Below are 16,123 nucleotides of genomic sequence, written 5' to 3' on the forward strand. Positions count from 1 at the left end.
GTCTCCGTCAGTTGAGCGATGCCTCGGCCTTCTCGATGGCCGCGAACTCCTCCTCGGGCGTGCCCGCGACGAGGTGGTGGCGGCTGTAGAAGGCGAAGTAGGCGATGAAGATGCCATAGATGATCGCCGCGCCGACGATCACCCGCGGATCGACCAGAAAGCCCGCGATGACCGCGATGCAGGCCAGCACCAGGGCGACGCTCGAGGTCAGGATGCCGCCGGGCGTCTTGTAGGGGCGATGCATGTCGGGCCGACGCAGGCGCAGGACGATGTGCGAGGCCATCATCAGCACGTAGGAGATGGTCGCGCCGAACACCGCCACCAGGATCAGCAGGTCGCCCTGCCCGGTCAGCGAGAGCAGGAAGCCGATCACGCCCGGAATGATGAGCGCCATCACCGGCGCCTTGTTCTTGTTGGTCAGCGAGAGCCTGCGCGGCAGGTAGCCGGCTCGCGACAGCGCGAAGATCTGCCGCGAATAGGCGTAGATGATCGAGAAGAAGCTGGCGATCAGGCCGGCCAGACCGACCAGGTTGACGAAGCCGCTCATCCAGGTCGAGGAGCCGTAGGCGGTGGTCAGCGCCTCGACCAGCGGGTTGCCGGACGCGACCAGGGTGCTGGAGCCCGCGCCACCCGGCCCGACCAGCAGGATCAGGCCGGCGAAGGCGACCAGGATCAGCATCGCGCCGATCAGCCCGCGCGGCATGTCGCGCTGCGGGTTCTTGGTTTCCTCGGCGGCCAGCGGCACGCCTTCGACGGCGAGGAAGAACCAGATGGCGTAGGGGATCGCCGCCCAGATGCCGACGTAGCCGAATGGCAGGAAGGCGCTGGCGCCGGCCGCCGTGGTGGGGGCGATGTCCAGCAGCTTGTCGACGGAGAAGTGCGGCACCATCGCCACGATGAACACGGCCAGCGCCAGCGCGGCGACGGCAGTGATGACGAACATCAGCTTGAGCGCCTCGCCGACACCGAAAATGTGGATGCCGATGAAGACAATGTAGAAGGCCAGGTAGATCGCCCAGCCGCCGATGCCGAACAGCGACTCGCAATAGGCGCCGATGAACACGGCGATGGCGGCCGGGGCGATGGCGTATTCGATGAGGATCGCCGTGCCGGTGAGGAATCCGCCCAGCGGGCCGAACGCACTGCGGGCGAAGCCGTAGCCGCCCCCGGCGGTGGGAATCATCGAGGAGAGTTCGGCCAGCGAGAAGCACATGCACAGGTACATGGTCGCCATCAGCAGCGTGGCGATGAACAGCCCGCCCCAGCCGCCCTGGGCCAGGCCGAAGTTCCAGCCGGCGTAGTCGCCGGAAATCACATAGGCGACGCCGAGGCCGACCAGCAGCACCCAGCCGGCGGCCCCCTTTTTCAGTTCACGCTGCTGGAAGTACTGGCTGCCTACCGCTTCGAAATCGATGGCAGCGCCGGGGGATGTCGAACTGCCGTGTTCAATAGCCATGCGGGGATCCTCTGGAGAAGGTTGGGCTTACGACGGTTCTGCTAGCAAGCGGTGTGCCCTGGGCTGGACGGGCCGATTCGCACCGGCCGGCGCGGGGTGGAATGCGTGGTGCTGCACGGTTTTGGGGCGTTGACGGGCGCAGGCGAGGCGCACCTGGTGCGCCAGTCCGATGGTCGATTGCGCAGACACAGGCGGGCGCCCCTGCGGGCACCCGCCTCGCCGTGGCTTCAGAAGAAGCCCAGCGGGTTGATGTCGTAGCTCACCAGCAGGTTCTTGGTCTGCTGGTAGTGGTCGAGGATCATCTTGTGGGTCTCGCGCCCGACGCCGGACTTCTTGTAGCCGCCGAACGCCGCATGGGCGGGGTAGAGGTGATAGCAGTTGGTCCAGACGCGGCCGGCCTTGATCGCCCGGCCCATGCGGTAGGCGCGGTTGATGTCGCGGGTCCAGACGCCCGCGCCGAGGCCGTATTCGGTGTCGTTGGCGATGGCCAGCGCTTCGGCTTCGTCCTTGAAGGTGGTGACGCCGATTACCGGGCCGAAGATTTCCTCCTGGAACACGCGCATCTTGTTGGTGCCCTTGAGCAGGGTCGGCTGGATGTAATAGCCGGTCGCCAGCGAGCCTTCGAGTTTCTCCACGCCACCGCCGGTGAGCACTTCGGCGCCTTCCTGCTGGGCGATTTCCAGATACGACATGATCTTGTCGAACTGCTGCTGGCTGGCCTGGGCGCCGACCATGGTGTCGGTGTCCAGCGGGTCGCCGCGCTTGATCTGCGCGACCTTCTTCATCACCGCGTCCATGAAGGGCGCGTAGATCGATTCCTGCACCAGCGCCCGCGACGGGCAGGTGCACACCTCGCCCTGGTTGAAGAAGCCCAGCACCAGGCCTTCGGCGGCCTTCTCGATGAAGGTCGGCTCGGCCTGCATGATGTCTTCGAAATAGATGTTCGGGCTCTTCCCGCCCAGCTCCACGGTGCTCGGGATGATGCTCTCGGCGGCGCGCTTCATGATGTGCGAGCCCACCGGGGTGGAGCCGGTGAAGGCGATCTTGGCGATGCGCTTGCTCGAGGCCAGCGCCTCGCCGGCCTCGCGGCCATAGCCGTGCACCACGTTGAGCACGCCCGGCGGCAGCAGGTCGCCGATCACCTCCAGCAGCACGCTGATGCCCAGCGGTGTCTGTTCGGCGGGCTTGAGCACGATGGCGTTACCGGCCGCGAGCGCCGGGGCGAGCTTCCAGGCCGCCATCAGGATCGGGAAGTTCCAGGGGATGATCTGCCCGACCACGCCCAGGGGGTCGTGGAAGTGGTAGGCGGCGGTGTGTTCGTCGATTTCGGCGCTGGTGCCTTCCTGCGCGCGGATGCAGCCGGCGAAATAGCGGAAGTGGTCGGCGGCCAGGGGGATGTCGGCGTTCAGGGTTTCGCGCACCGCCTTGCCGTTGTCCCAGGTTTCGGTGATGGCGAGCATCTCCAGGTTCTGCTCGATGCGATCGGCGATCTTCAGCAGGATCAGCGAGCGCGCTTGCACGCTGGTCTTGCCCCAGGCATCGGCGGCGGCGTGGGCGGCGTCCAGCGCCTTTTCGATGTCCGCCTCGTTGGAGCGCGGGAATTCGGCGATAGGCTGGCCGTTGACCGGAGACAGGTTGGTGAAATAGTGGCCGTTCACCGGCTCGACGAATTCGCCGCCGATGTAGTTGCCGTAGCGAGACTTGAAGGTAACGATGGCGCCTTCGCTGCCGGGATGGGCGTAACGCATGGGAAGTCTCCTGATCTTGTAATTGTGAGGACTGCTGTGCATCAAGCGTAGATCACCGGCCGGCGAGCGGCGAACGAAGTGATGCACGGATCGCCGCCGGGCCCTGTGTTAATCTGCGGCCCATTCCTGGCTGCCTTCGGCGGCCTCAGCCGCGCCTCTGGAGCGCGCCTCACTCCTGTGCAGAGAGACGACATGCATATCCATATTCTCGGCATCTGCGGCACCTTCATGGGGTCGCTTGCGGTGCTGGCCAAGGAGCTTGGCCACCGGGTCACCGGTTCGGATGCCAACGTCTATCCCCCGATGAGCACCCAGCTCCAGGCCCAGGGCATCGAGCTGATGCAGGGCTACGAGCCGGCTCACCTGGAGCCCGCGCCCGACCTGGTGGTCGTCGGCAACGCCATGACCCGCGGTAACCCGGCCGTCGAATACGTGCTGAACAAGGGGCTGCCCTACGTGTCCGGCCCGCAGTGGCTGGCCGACCATGTGCTGCAAGGGCGCTGGGTCCTCGCGGCGGCCGGGACCCACGGCAAGACCACCACCAGCAGCATGCTGGCCTGGGTGCTGGAACACGCCGGCATGAGCCCGGGCTTCCTCATCGGCGGGGTGCCGCAGAACTTCGGCATCTCGGCGCGCCTGGGCGGCACGCCGTTCTTCGTGGTCGAGGCGGACGAATACGACAGCGCCTTCTTCGACAAGCGCAGCAAATTCGTCCACTACCGCCCGCGCACGGCGATCCTGAACAATCTCGAGTTCGACCATGCCGATATCTTCCCGGATCTCGCGGCGATCGAGCGGCAATTCCATCATCTGGTGCGCACCATCCCGAGCGAGGGGCTGGTCATCCACCCGCAAGCGGAAGAAGCGCTCAAGCGGGTGATCGGCATGGGCTGCTGGACGCCGGTGCAGACCACCGGTGACGGCGGGCAGTGGCGGGCCCATCTGCTCAGCGCCGACGGCTCGCGCTTCGAGGTGATCTTCGACGGCGCCGTGCAGGGTGTGGTGGACTGGGAGCTGACCGGGCTGCACAACGTCAGCAATGCCCTGGCGACCCTGGCGGCGGCACGCCACGTCGGCGTCTTGCCCCGGCAGGGCGCCGAGGCGCTGAGCGCATTCAAGAGCGTCAAGCGGCGCATGGAGAAGGTCGCCGAGATCAGGGGCATCACGCTCTACGACGATTTCGCCCATCACCCGACCGCCATCGCCACGACCCTCGATGGCCTGCGCAAGCGTGTCGGCGACGCGCCGATCATCGCGGTGGTCGAGCCGCGCTCCAACTCCATGAAGCTGGGCGCGCACCGCGAAGGCCTGGCCGAATCGGTGGCGCTGGCCGATCAGGCCATCTGGTACGCGCCGCCGAACCTCGGCTGGGACCTGGCCGCGACCGTGGCCGGCTCGCCCGTGGAGACGACCGTATGCGATTCGCTCGAAGCGATCATCGCCAAGGTCAAGGCCGATGCGAAGCCGGGTACCCAGGTGGTGATCATGAGCAACGGCGGCTTCGGCGGCTTGCACGTCAAGCTCGCCGCCGCCCTGGCGTAGGGTGGAAAACGCCGAAGGCTTTTCCACGCGTGAACATGCCGGTGGAAACGCTTCGCGGTTTCCACCCTACGGAAGCAGGGCGGTCGTGTGGCGGGAATCGCCGAAGGCTTTCCCACGTATTTTCAGACAGACGCGGGTGCCTCCCGCATGAACGAATGGGCGTGGCTGCGCTCGCCCGACGGAGCAGATCGATGAGCGGACCGGAACGCATCACCCTAGCCATGACCGGCGCGTCCGGCGCGCAATACGGCCTGCGCCTGCTCGATTGCCTGGTGCAGGAAGACCGCGAGGTGCACTTCCTCATTTCCAAGGCGGCGCAGCTGGTGATGGCCACCGAGACCGACGTGACGCTGCCGGCCAAGCCGCAGGCGATGCAGGCGTTTCTCTCGGAGTACACCGGCGCCGCCGCCGGGCAGATCCGGGTGTTCGCCAAGGAAGACTGGATGGCGCCGCCGGCCTCCGGTTCCGGCGCGCCGACCGCCATGGTGGTAGTGCCCTGTTCCACCGGAACCCTGTCGGCCATCGCCACCGGCGCCTGCAACAACCTCATCGAGCGCGCGGCGGACGTGGCCCTCAAGGAGCGCCGTCAGCTGATCCTGGTGCCGCGCGAGGCGCCGTATTCGAGCATCCACCTGGAAAACATGCTCAAGCTGTCGAACCTCGGCGCGGTGATCCTGCCGGCATCGCCCGGCTTCTACCACCAGCCGCAGACGCTGGACGACCTGATCGACTTCGTCGTCGCGCGCATCCTCAACCTGCTCAATATCCCCCAGAACATGCTGCCGCGCTGGGGCGAGCACCATCTGGTCAGCGACGAGTAGCGGGGAGGGCCGCCGGATACTCTGGATCGCGGCCCCTGACATCACTCGCTTGCCCATCCGGGCGGACAGGCCTCGTTGCGTAGCGATACGCCGTGCATGCCCGGAACTGGGCGACGGGGCGTGGTCCATAGTCGACGAGTCGAAGACGAAATCACCGCGCGCAACTCGATTGGGAGGCAGCACCATGCAACGATTCCCCAGGATCGCAGTGGCCCTTGCCGCATCGCTGTTGCTCAACGGCTGCGCCACCGTGCGGACCCTGGATGCTTCGAAGCCGGGCGCGCCGATCGTCTATTCCGGCACCCGGCTGGACTGGTACTCGCTCAACGGCGGCTGTTGCCCGCTGGACCGCTTCGGTGCCGAGGCCCCGCGCCACGCGGCGCTCGATCTGCCGGGCAGCCTGTTGCTCGATACCCTGTTGTTGCCGTTTTCCCTCGCGGCGGTGCTCGGGGTGGGGCTCAACGTCCAGGGCGGTCGCTGAGCCCGCCGGGCCGCTCGTGCTAGACGGGCGTGAGCGGCGGCTCGCCGGCGAAATGGCGGCCTATGTTCTGCAAGAACAGCTGGACCGATTGCTCCAGTGCCTGGGGCGAGCGCCCTCCGACGTGGGGCGTGAGGATCAGGTTGTCCAGGTGCAGCAGCGCCTGCGGGGGTTCTGGTTCGCTTTCGTAGACATCCAGTGCCGCTCCGGCGATTCGCTTTTCTTCCAGTGCGTGGGCCAGCGCCGTGCTGTCGACGACGCTGCCGCGCGCCACATTCACCAGGTAACCCGCCGGTCCCAGGGCATGCAGCACCGCGGCGTCGACCAGGTGGTGCGTGGCGGCGCCGCCGGGAACCGCCACTACCAGGCAGTCGCACCAGCGCGCCAGGGCCTCCACGTCGGAGAAGTAGCGGTACGCGCAGTCGCTGCGGGGGTGGCGGCTGTGGTAGCCGATGCTCATATCGAACGCCACGGCGCGGCGCGCCAGTTGCTCGCCGATGCTGCCCAGGCCGAGGATGCCCAGCCGCTTGCCGGTCACGCTGTCCTGCATCGGCAGCGCATCGCGCCACACGCCTTCGCGGCAGAGGCGGTCGAGCCGGTTGAGGTCGCGGATCACCGCAAGCAGCAGCGCCATGGCGTGGTCGGCGACGCAGGCGGCGTTGCTGCCGGCCCCGTTGGCGACGACGATGCCGCGGGCGCGGGCGGCGTCCAGGTCGATCTTCTCGTAGCCCACCCCTAGCGCCGCGACGAAGGACAGCCGTGGCATCCGCTCGATTTCGTCGGCGCTCAGTCCGAGGGTGCCGATGGTCAGCACCGCCTGGATCGCCGCGCCGTGCTCGCTCACCGCCTTGTCCCGGCTGATGGCATCCGGTGCGTAGAGCGTGTCGTAGTCTTGGCTGATGCGCTCGAGGCTGTCGGCGGAAAGGGGCGCGAGAATCAGTAGCTGCGGTTTCATGGGCGGTCCTCGGAGGTGGCATCGCTTGCGCTTTCACGCTGCAGTTCTTCGAGCAGCAGCTGCGCCGGTGGCGCGAGGCTGGCGCCGTTGCGGGTCACCACGCCGTAGGGTTCGCTGCGTGACTGCAGGCTCAGGGGGAGGCGGCGGATCATGCCGAAACCTTCGCTGAACTGGGCGACATCGCGCGGCATCAGGGCCACCAGTTCGGGGTCTTCGCGCAGCAGGCTGAGGGTGGTGAAGGTGGAGGCGGTCTCCAGCGGGTAGCGCGGAAACTCGAGGCCCGCCTGGATGAATTCGCGTTCGAGCAGCAGGCGCATCGGCATGTTGCTGGGGAAGATCACCCAGCGATAGCCCTGCAGCTGGTGCAGTTCGAGCCGGGTGCTGCCGGCCAGTGGATGCTCGGGATGGGCGACCAGCACCAGCGGCTCCTCGTGCAGGCTGACGCAGGTGTAGGCGTCGGGCCTGCGGCTGACGCTGTTGCGGCAGATGGCCAGGTCCAGGCGGCCCTGGTCGATCAGCCCGAGCAGGCGCGCGCTGGTGTCTTCGATGATTTCCACCGACAGCTCCGGCTGCTTGGCCCGCAGACGGGTGAGCGCCCGCATCAGCAGCGGCACCGCGCCCATGATGATGCCCACCGCCAGCCGGCCTCCATAGCCCTGGCTGATGCCCACCATTTCCTCGCGCAGGTGGGCCAGGTCGCTGTGGATCAGCCGCGCGTAGCGGATCACGCAGCGCCCCAGGTCGTTGGCCACCAGCCCTTGGCTGGTGCGGGTGAACAGCGGGGTGCCGAAGGTGCTTTCGATCTCGTGCAGCGCCTTGGTCGCACCCGGCTGGCTGATGGCGACCTGCTCGGCGGCGCGGTGCAGCGAACCCTGCTCGTCGAGGGCGATGAGCAGGCGCAGCTGCTTGATGCGCAGTCGTGAAGCGAGGGTGGCAAGCGGTGCGATCATGGGATAAGCGCCGGTTATCGCTCAATCAGCAGCTGTCATTAGGCAGCAACGACCCCGATTTTTAAAGTGGACCTGTGGTCGCGGTCCTGGCAAGGGTGTTCGCGAAGGAGCGTTTCGAGGGCGGTCGTGTTTGACAGCTAATCATATGATGATTAGGCTCAAATACCATGCAGTGATCGTTACCCCGAGGGATGTGGATGTCCAGCAGTTTCCATGCGGCGACCGTGGATCGCCTAGGCTTGTTGATCGCGTCCGGAGTGGTGGCGGCCGGGCAGACCCTCAAGGTCGAGGCGGCGCTCTGCGAGGAACTGGGCGTGAGCCGGACGGTTGTCCGCGAGGCGATCAAGACGCTGGTGGCCAAGGGCATGCTGGACGTCGGGCCCAAGGTGGGGACGCGGGTGCTGCCGGTGCGCAGCTGGAATCTGTTCGACCCGCAGGTCGTGGGTTGGCTGGCGGCCAAGGGGCTGCCGGAGAATTTCGTGATGGACCTGCTGGACCTGCGCCGCAGTATCGAGCCGATGGCGGTGCGCTGGGCGTGCGAGCGCGCCACGCCGGCGCAGATCGAGGAGATCCAGGCGGCCTATCGGATGCTCGAGGCCTCGCTGGGCGACAAGGGTGATTACAACCTGGCCGACCGGCGGTTTCACGAGGCGGTGCTGGCGGCCAGCCACAACCAGTTCATCGAGCAGATGCTGCCGGCACTCGGCGCGCTGCTGGCGGTGTCCTTCGAGGTGTCCTCCACGGTGCCTGAGGAGTTGGGCAAGACCCTGCCGCTGCACAAGGATCTGGCCGACGCGATCGCGACACGCGACGCGGCGCGCGGGGTCTGGGCCTGCATGAGCCTGATCGAGCGGGCGGCGGTGACCATCGCTCAGTTCTATCCGGAGCTGGTGGCCCGGCGCCGCGAATGAGCAGAACAACAAGAATCGGAGGCTGCTATGCGCTGGCTGCCCGTCTCGGAACACCGCTTCAAGCTGGCCGAAGGTCCCTTCTGGGACGATGCCCGGCAGGCCCTGTACTGGGTCGATATCGCGGCGCACCTGGCCTGCCGGCTGTGCGAGAGCCGGTTCGAGCAATGGCGGTTTCGCGAGCCGATCTCCGCCTTCATCCCGACCGATCGGGGCGATGCCCTCGTCACCTTGCCCAGTGGCGTTTACCGCTTCGATCCTGATGCCAGTGGCGATGCCCGAAGGCTGAGCCTGCTGTGCGTGCCGGACCCGGTGCCGGACAACCGCGCCAACGAGGCGCGCTGCGACAGCCGCGGACGCCTGTGGCTGGGCAGCATGCAGAACAACTTCGACCCCCAGGGCGGCGACCTGCCGGTCACCCGTCGCTCCGGCGGCCTGTTCCGGATCGACGTCGACGCCTCGGTCACGCAACTGGCCAGCGATTTCGGCATCGTCAACACGCTGCTCTGGAACGATTCGCCGCCGCTTCTCTACTGCGCCGATACGCTGGACGGCGTCATCTACCGTTATCCGATCGAGCCGGACGGCACCCTGGGGGCGCGTCAGGCCTGGGCGGGCGGGCACCCGCGCGGGGCGCCCGACGGTTCGGCGCTCGATGCCGAAGGTTTCGTCTGGAACGCCCGCTGGGGCGGTCACTGCCTGCTCAGGTTCGCGCCGGACGGCAGCCTCGATCGGGTGGTCGAGCTGCCGGTCAGCCACCCGACCAGTTGTGTCTTCGGTGGCCCCGAGCTGGATCGGCTGTATGTCACCAGCGCGGCGCCGCCGGACAGCGCCGGCCCCCTGGATGGCGCGGTGCTGGTGGCCGACGTCGGCGTCGCCGGCACGCCCTGTACCCGTTTCGCCGGTTGAGTCCTTCGTCGTGCGCCGACTCGTCGGCGCGTCCCATCACTTTCGCAGGAGCGTATCGATAATGGCGACACCTCTTTCCTTACCACCGGTTCCCGAGCCGCTGCGCGGCGAGCGTCTTAAAGACAAGGTGGTGGTGATCACCGGCGGTGCCCAGGGCATCGGCGAAGCGATCGTGGCGTGCTTCCAGGCCCAGCAGGCCCGCGTGGTGGTCGGCGATATCCAGGGTGAGAAGGTCGAGCGGGTCGCCGCCGGCTGGCGCGAGCGGGGCGGGGAGGTCTGGGCCCTGCAGGTCGATGTCACCCAGCCGGCCCAGCTCGAGGCATTGATCGGCATGGCCATCGAGCGCTACGGACGCGTCGACGTGCTGGTCAACTGCGCCGGGGTCAACGTGTTCCGCGACCCGCTGGAGATGACCGAGGAGGACTGGCGCCGCTGCTTCGCCATCGATCTGGACGGCGTCTGGTACGGCTGCAAGGCAGCGCTGCCGCACATGCTCGAGCGTGGCGTCGGCAACATCATCAACATCGCCTCGGTGCACTCGACCAACATCATCCCTGGCTGTTTTCCCTACCCGGTCGCCAAGCACGGTCTGCTGGGGCTGACCCGGGCGCTGGGCGTCGAGTACGCGCCCAGGGGCATCCGGGTCAACGCCATCGCGCCCGGCTACATCGAAACCCAGCTCAACATCGACTACTGGAACGGCTTCGACGACCCCCATGCCGAGCGCCAGCGGGCCCTGGACATGCATCCGCCCCGGCGTATCGGTCAGCCGGTCGAAGTGGCCATGACGGCCCTGTTTTTGGCGACCGACGAAGCCCCGTTCATCAACGCGTCCTGCATCACCATCGACGGTGGTCGTTCGGTGATGTACCACGAGTGACACTACGTTACGTTGCGCCATTGATAATATGATATGACTTAGTGAAGCGCCGTTGCCGATGGGCAATCCCGCGCTTCCACCGCTGGACGCTGTAGCTATTCAATAAAAATAAGGAGGTAGCTATGTTTCGTCGCCATGGGGTTCGCGCCCTGTTCCTTGCCGCAGTGACCGCAGGCGCGGTCGGCTTCTCCACGCTCTGCTCTGCCGAAGAGGTGAAGATCGGTTTTCTGGTCAAGCAGCCGGAAGAACCCTGGTTCCAGACCGAATGGGCCTTCGCCGAGAAGGCCGGCAAGGAGCACGGCTTCACCGTCCTCAAGATCGCGGTGCCCGATGGCGAGAAAACCCTCGCCGCCATCGACAGCCTGGCCGCCAACGGCGCCAAGGGTTTCGTCATCTGCCCGCCCGACGTGGCGCTCGGCCCGGCCATCGTCGCCAAGGCCAGGCTCAACGACCTCAAGGTCATGGCCGTGGACGACCGTTTCGTCGATGCCAAGGGCGAGTTCATGGAAGAGGTGCCCTACCTCGGCATGGCGGCCTTCGAGGTCGGCCAGAAGCAGGGCGCGGCCATGGCCGAGGAAGCCAAGAAACGCGGCTGGGACTGGAACGAGACCTACGCGGTGATCAACACCTACAACGAACTCGACACCGGCAAGCGGCGCACGGACGGCTCGGTCGATGCGCTGAAGAAGGCCGGCTTTCCCGAGGACCACATCCTGTTCACCGCGCAGAAGACCCTCGATGTGCCGGGCAGCATGGATGCGACCAACTCGGCCCTGGTCAAGCTGCCGCGCGGCGCGAAGAACCTGATCATCGGCGGGATGAACGACAACACCGTGCTCGGCGGCGTGCGCGCCACCGAAAGCGCGGGGTTCAAGCCCGAGAACGTGATCGGCATCGGCATCAACGGCACCGACGCCATCGGCGAGCTGAAGAAGCCCAACAGCGGCTTCTTCGGCTCGATGCTGCCCAGCCCCCACATCGAGGGCTACGAAACCGCGCGGATGATGTTCGAGTGGGTCACCACCGGCAAGGAGCCGCCCAAGTACACCGCCATGGATGAAGTCACCCTGATCACCCGCGAGAACTTCCAGCAGGAGCTGGAAAAGATCGGCCTCTGGAACTGAAGGTCGTCACACGCTCCCGGATGGCCTGAACAGGCCTGGATCGGATAGCTCGCCCAGCGGGCGAGGGGTGGAGGCAGCATGTTCGAACACGTCAAGACGGGCGACAGCCTGCACTTCAATGGCATCGGCAAGAACTTTCCGGGCGTGCGTGCGCTGTCGGACATCAGCTTCGTCGCCCGGCCCGGCACGGTGCATGCTCTGATGGGCGAGAACGGCGCCGGCAAGTCGACGCTGCTGAAGATCCTCGGCGGCGCCTATGCGCCCAGCAGCGGGAATCTGCAGATCGGCGAGCGTTGCCTGTCCTTCAGGTCCGCTGGCGAGAGCATCGCCAGCGGCATCGCGGTGATCCACCAGGAGCTGCACCTGGTGCCGGACATGACCGTGGCCGAGAACCTGTTGCTCGGCCACATGCCGGCGCGTTTCGGGCTGGTCAACCGCGGCGCCATGCATCGTCAGGCACGTGAGCTGCTCAAGGGGCTGGCCGACGAGATCGACCCGAACACCCGGCTCGGCAGCCTGTCGCTCGGGCAGCGGCAACTGGTCGAGATCGCCAAGGCCATGTCGCGCAACGCCCACGTCATTGCGTTCGACGAGCCCACCAGCAGCCTGTCCTCGCGCGAGATCGAGCGGCTGATGGCGATCATCGCCCGGCTGCGCGACGAGGGGCGGGTGGTGCTCTACGTCTCGCACCGGATGGAAGAGATCTTCCGCATCTGCGACGCGGTCACGGTGTTCAAGGACGGCCGCTTCGTGCGCACCTTCGAGCAGATGAGCGAGCTCACCCACGACCAGCTCGTCACCTGCATGGTCGGCCGCGACATCCAGGACATCTACGACTACCGCCCCCGCGAACATCAGGGCGAAGCGCTGCGGGTCGACGGTCTGCTCGGGCCCGGCCTGCAGGAGCCGGTGAGCTTTTCGGTCAGCCGTGGCGAAGTGCTCGGCTTCTTCGGCCTGGTCGGTGCCGGGCGTACCGAGCTGCTGCGCCTGCTGGCGGGGCTCGCCCCCCACAAGGCCGGCACGCTCGCGCTCGACGGCCAGGCGCTGGCGCTGCGTTCGCCTCGCGATGCCATCGAGGCCGGCATCCTGCTTTGCCCGGAGGATCGCAAGAAGGAAGGCATCGTGCCGCTGGCCAGCGTCGCGGAGAACATCAACATCGGCGCGCGCCGGCGCCATGCCCGCATGGGCTGCCTGGTGCAGGGGCGCTGGGAGCGCGACAACGCCGAGCGGCAGATCCGCGCCCTGAACATCAAGACCCCTTCGCCCGAGCAGCAGATCATCTTTCTCTCCGGCGGCAACCAGCAGAAGGTCATCCTCGGCCGCTGGCTCTCGATGGAGATGAAGGTGCTCCTGCTCGACGAGCCGACCCGGGGCATCGACATCGGCGCCAAGGCCGAGATCTACCAGATCATCCACAACCTCGCCGCCAGCGGTATCGCGGTGATCGTGGTGTCCAGCGACCTGATGGAAGTGATCGGCATCTCCGACCGCATCCTGGTGATGAGCGAGGGCGCCATCACCGGGGAAGTCCCGCGGGCGCAGGCCGAGGAATCCCGCCTGTTGCAACTGGCACTCCCGCGTACGCGCGGCTGAACGACAAGAACGAGGTGCTTTATGTCCGCTCAACAAAACGCCCTGGCCGCGCCACGGCAGGGTCTGAACATGCGCCGCTTTCTCGATGACTGGGTGATGCTGCTGGCGGCGCTGGGGATCTTCGCGCTGTCGGCGCTGTTCATCGACAACTTCCTCTCGCCGCTGAACATGCGCGGGCTGGGGCTGGCGATCTCCACCGTGGGCATCGCCGCCTGCACCATGCTGTTCTGCCTGGCGTCCGGGCACTTCGACCTGTCGGTGGGCTCGGTGATCGCCTGCGCCGGGGTGGTCGCGGCGGTGGTGATGCGCGACACCGAAAGCGTGATGCTGGGCGTCGGCGCCGCACTCGCCCTGGGGCTGGTGGTCGGGCTGATCAATGGCATCGTCATCGCCAAGCTGCGCATCAATGCGCTGATCACGACGCTGGCGACGATGCAGATCGTCCGCGGGCTGGCCTACATCTTCTCCAACGGCAAGGCGGTCGGGGTGATGCAGGAAGACTTCTTCATCTTCGGCAACGGCCAGCTGCTCGGCGTGCCGGTGCCGATCCTGATCACAATCGCCTGCTTCATCTTCTTCGGCTGGCTGCTCAACTACACCACCTACGGGCGCAACACCATGGCCATCGGCGGCAACCAGGAAGCCGCGCTGCTGGCCGGGGTCAACGTCGACCGCACCAAGATCATCATCTTCGCGGTTCACGGCCTGGTCGGCGCGCTGGCCGGTGTGGTGCTGGCCTCGCGGATGACCTCGGGGCAACCGATGATCGGCCAGGGCTTCGAGTTGACGGTGATTTCCGCCTGCGTGCTCGGCGGCGTCTCCCTCAGCGGCGGCATCGGCATGATCCGCCACGTGATTGCCGGGGTGCTGATCCTCGCGATCATCGAGAACGCGATGAACCTCAAGAACATCGACACCTTCTACCAGTACGTCATCCGCGGGACGATCCTGCTGCTGGCGGTGATCATCGATCGGCTCAAGCAGCGCTGACACCGCGCCGCGAGGGCGGCGCCTGGGAGATTCCCCGTGAAGACAGAACTGATCGCGCTGGACTGGGGCACCAGTTCACTGCGCGCGTATCGGCTGGGCGCGGCTGGCCAGCCGATCGAGGAACGCAGCCTGGCGCTCGGCATCATGCAGCTGGACGGCAGCGACGCAGGCTTCGAGGGCGCGCTGCAACAGGCCTGCGGCGACTGGCAGAAGGCCGACCCGCATGCGCCCCTGATCGCCTGCGGCATGGTTGGCAGCCAGCAGGGTTGGCGCGAGGCGGCCTATGTGCAGGCGCCGCTGACCGCTGCGGACCTCGGCGCCGCGTTGCGGCCGGTCGAGCGCACCGCCGGCATGCCGCTGTGGCTGGTGCCCGGGGTGATTCAGCGCGGCGCGCTGCCCAACGTGATGCGCGGCGAGGAAACCCAGGTGTTCGGCCTGCTCGAGGAGCGGTCGCAGGAACAGGGCTCGCTGCTGATCGGTTTGCCCGGCAGCCACAGCAAGTGGGTGACGGTGGAGCAGGGGCGCCTCAGCCGCTTCCATACTTTCATGACCGGCGAGGTCTACGGCGCCTTGCTCGCCCATACGATCCTCGGCCGCACGGCGGTCACGAGGGACGCCTTCGACGCCCAGGCGTTCGAGCGTGGCCTGCGGGTGGCGCAGTCGAGCGACGGCCGGGGCGGCCCGCTGTCGACCATCTTCAGCAGCCGCACGCTGGTGCTCACCGGTGCCCTGAGCGGCGAGGCGCAGCCCGATTACCTCTCCGGGCTGCTGATCGGTCATGAGCTGATGGCGATGCGCGCGCTGTGCCAGGCGTCGGCGGACCAGCCCATCGTGCTGATCGGCAACGGCGCGCTCTGCTCGCGTTATCTCTGGGCGCTGGAGCACTGCGGTTTCGAGTCGCTCAGCTTTGCGCCGCAGGCCACCGTGGCGGGACTGTGGACGATCGCTGTCAACGCCGGCCTGGTGGGCGTCGCATCAGGGGGTTACGGCCATGTTTGAGACGGCTCTGGCTCACAACGGGCTGATCGCCATCCTGCGCGGGCTCGGGCCGGACGAGGCCGAGGCGGTCGGCCAGGCGCTGTATGCGGCCGGGGTGCGCATCATCGAGGTCCCGTTCAACTCGCCAGAGCCGCTGCGCAGCATCGAGACGCTGCGCCGGACCCTGCCGGGGGATTGCCTGGTCGGTGCCGGCACGGTGCTGCGCGTGGAACAGGTGCGACAGCTGAAGGACGCCGGCGGGCAACTGGTGGTCATGCCCCATTGCGATGAAACGGTGATACGGGTCACGGTGGCCGCTGGCCTGTTCTGCACGCCGGGCGTGGCGACGCCGGGCGAGGCCTTCGCGGCGCTGGCGGCTGGCGCCAGTGCGCTCAAGGTGTTTCCCGCCGAACAGGTCGGCCCCGGCGCGCTCAAGGCCTGGCTGACGGTGCTGCCGACCGGCACCGCGCTGCTGCCGGTCGGCGGCATCACGCCCGAAGGCATGGCGCCTTATCTGGCCGCGGGTGCGGTCGGGTTCGGCCTCGGCAGCGCGCTCTACCGTCCGGGCATGTCGCCCGCCGAGGTCGGACGTCGGGCGCAAACCTTCATCCAGGCTCGCCGCTCGACGGCGGGCTGATCGCAACCTTTCGAGAGAACGACGATGAAAATCACACGCCTGACCACCCATGTGGTGCCGCCGCGCTGGCTGTTTCTGAAGATCGAGACCGACGAGGGCATCGCCGGCTGGGGAGAACCGGTGGTCGAGGGCAGGGCGCAGAGTGTCGCGGCCG

At 67.1% G+C, this 16,123-nt stretch carries 15 protein-coding genes and 1 pseudogene; 12 read left to right on the forward strand and 4 right to left on the reverse strand.

What is annotated here, in order from left to right; genetic code table 11:
- Nucleotides 1-7: 7 nt before the first annotated feature.
- Both eat and exaC read right to left on the reverse strand, forming a co-directional pair.
- Nucleotides 8-1,456, reverse strand: a complete 1,449-nt coding sequence (gene eat / locus DN824_RS13340; RefSeq protein WP_138408888.1) for an ethanolamine permease — start codon at nt 1,454-1,456, stop codon at nt 8-10.
- A gap of 227 nt (nt 1,457-1,683) precedes the next feature.
- On the reverse strand, nt 1,684-3,204 hold the full coding sequence (exaC, locus tag DN824_RS13345) for an acetaldehyde dehydrogenase ExaC (protein WP_138408889.1): 1,521 nt from the start codon (nt 3,202-3,204) through the stop codon (nt 1,684-1,686).
- A 192-nt stretch (nt 3,205-3,396) separates the two neighbouring features.
- Here exaC and mpl point away from each other — a divergent pair, with 192 nt between their 5' ends.
- From mpl to DN824_RS13360, 3 genes are all read left to right on the forward strand, one after another.
- A complete protein-coding gene (gene mpl / locus DN824_RS13350; protein WP_138408890.1) occupies nt 3,397-4,746 on the forward strand; it encodes a UDP-N-acetylmuramate:L-alanyl-gamma-D-glutamyl-meso-diaminopimelate ligase in 1,350 nt (449 codons plus the stop codon).
- A gap of 191 nt (nt 4,747-4,937) precedes the next feature.
- Nucleotides 4,938-5,567 carry a flavin prenyltransferase UbiX gene (gene ubiX / locus DN824_RS13355; protein WP_138408891.1) on the forward strand — a complete coding sequence of 210 codons (630 nt, stop codon included), beginning with the start codon at nt 4,938-4,940 and terminating at the stop codon, nt 5,565-5,567.
- A 184-nt stretch (nt 5,568-5,751) separates the two neighbouring features.
- Nucleotides 5,752-6,048, forward strand: a complete 297-nt coding sequence (locus tag DN824_RS13360) for a YceK/YidQ family lipoprotein (protein ID WP_138408892.1) — start codon at nt 5,752-5,754, stop codon at nt 6,046-6,048.
- 19 nt (nt 6,049-6,067) lie between these two features.
- Here the strand turns inward: DN824_RS13360 and DN824_RS13365 are convergent, their stop codons facing one another.
- Both DN824_RS13365 and DN824_RS13370 read right to left on the reverse strand, forming a co-directional pair.
- Nucleotides 6,068-7,000: a 2-hydroxyacid dehydrogenase gene (locus DN824_RS13365; RefSeq protein ID WP_138408893.1), complete on the reverse strand. Its 933-nt coding sequence runs from the start codon at nt 6,998-7,000 to the stop codon at nt 6,068-6,070.
- Entirely contained in the window at nt 6,997-7,950 is a 954-nt protein-coding gene (locus DN824_RS13370; protein WP_138408894.1) for a LysR family transcriptional regulator, read from the reverse strand. The genes DN824_RS13365 and DN824_RS13370 overlap by 4 nt, the downstream gene beginning before the upstream one ends.
- A 197-nt stretch (nt 7,951-8,147) precedes the next feature.
- On the opposite strand from DN824_RS13370, the gene DN824_RS13375 reads away from it, so the two are divergent.
- From DN824_RS13375 to DN824_RS13415, 9 genes and pseudogenes are all read left to right on the forward strand, one after another.
- Nucleotides 8,148-8,861 carry a FadR/GntR family transcriptional regulator gene (locus tag DN824_RS13375; protein ID WP_138408895.1) on the forward strand — a complete coding sequence of 238 codons (714 nt, stop codon included), beginning with the start codon at nt 8,148-8,150 and terminating at the stop codon, nt 8,859-8,861.
- 27 nt (nt 8,862-8,888) lie between these two features.
- Nucleotides 8,889-9,767: an SMP-30/gluconolactonase/LRE family protein gene (locus tag DN824_RS13380; protein ID WP_138408896.1), complete on the forward strand. Its 879-nt coding sequence runs from the start codon at nt 8,889-8,891 to the stop codon at nt 9,765-9,767.
- Between the two features lie 61 nt (nt 9,768-9,828).
- Nucleotides 9,829-10,647 (forward strand): SDR family oxidoreductase, encoded by an 819-nt coding sequence (locus DN824_RS13385; protein ID WP_138408897.1) that lies wholly within the window; start codon nt 9,829-9,831, stop codon nt 10,645-10,647.
- A 122-nt stretch (nt 10,648-10,769) separates the two neighbouring features.
- Entirely contained in the window at nt 10,770-11,771 is a 1,002-nt protein-coding gene (locus DN824_RS13390; protein ID WP_138408898.1) for a substrate-binding domain-containing protein, read from the forward strand.
- Nucleotides 11,772-11,849: 78 nt separating this feature from the next.
- Nucleotides 11,850-13,364 (forward strand): L-arabinose ABC transporter ATP-binding protein AraG, encoded by a 1,515-nt coding sequence (gene araG / locus DN824_RS13395; protein ID WP_138408899.1) that lies wholly within the window; start codon nt 11,850-11,852, stop codon nt 13,362-13,364.
- A 21-nt stretch (nt 13,365-13,385) separates the two neighbouring features.
- Complete coding sequence (gene araH / locus DN824_RS13400; RefSeq protein ID WP_138408900.1) at nt 13,386-14,354, forward strand: L-arabinose ABC transporter permease AraH; 969 nt, start codon at nt 13,386-13,388, stop codon at nt 14,352-14,354.
- A gap of 36 nt (nt 14,355-14,390) precedes the next feature.
- Nucleotides 14,391-15,353, forward strand: coding sequence for a 2-dehydro-3-deoxygalactonokinase (locus DN824_RS13405; RefSeq protein ID WP_138408901.1), 963 nt, complete (start codon nt 14,391-14,393; stop codon nt 15,351-15,353).
- On the forward strand, nt 15,346-15,969 hold the full coding sequence (locus tag DN824_RS13410; RefSeq protein ID WP_138408902.1) for a 2-dehydro-3-deoxy-6-phosphogalactonate aldolase: 624 nt from the start codon (nt 15,346-15,348) through the stop codon (nt 15,967-15,969). The genes DN824_RS13405 and DN824_RS13410 overlap by 8 nt, the downstream gene beginning before the upstream one ends.
- A 24-nt stretch (nt 15,970-15,993) precedes the next feature.
- Nucleotides 15,994-16,123, forward strand: a pseudogene (locus tag DN824_RS13415) (galactonate dehydratase); the annotation flags it as partial.

It is taken from the genome of Stutzerimonas nosocomialis, assembly GCF_005876855.1.
Lineage (GTDB): Bacteria > Pseudomonadota > Gammaproteobacteria > Pseudomonadales > Pseudomonadaceae > Stutzerimonas > Stutzerimonas nosocomialis.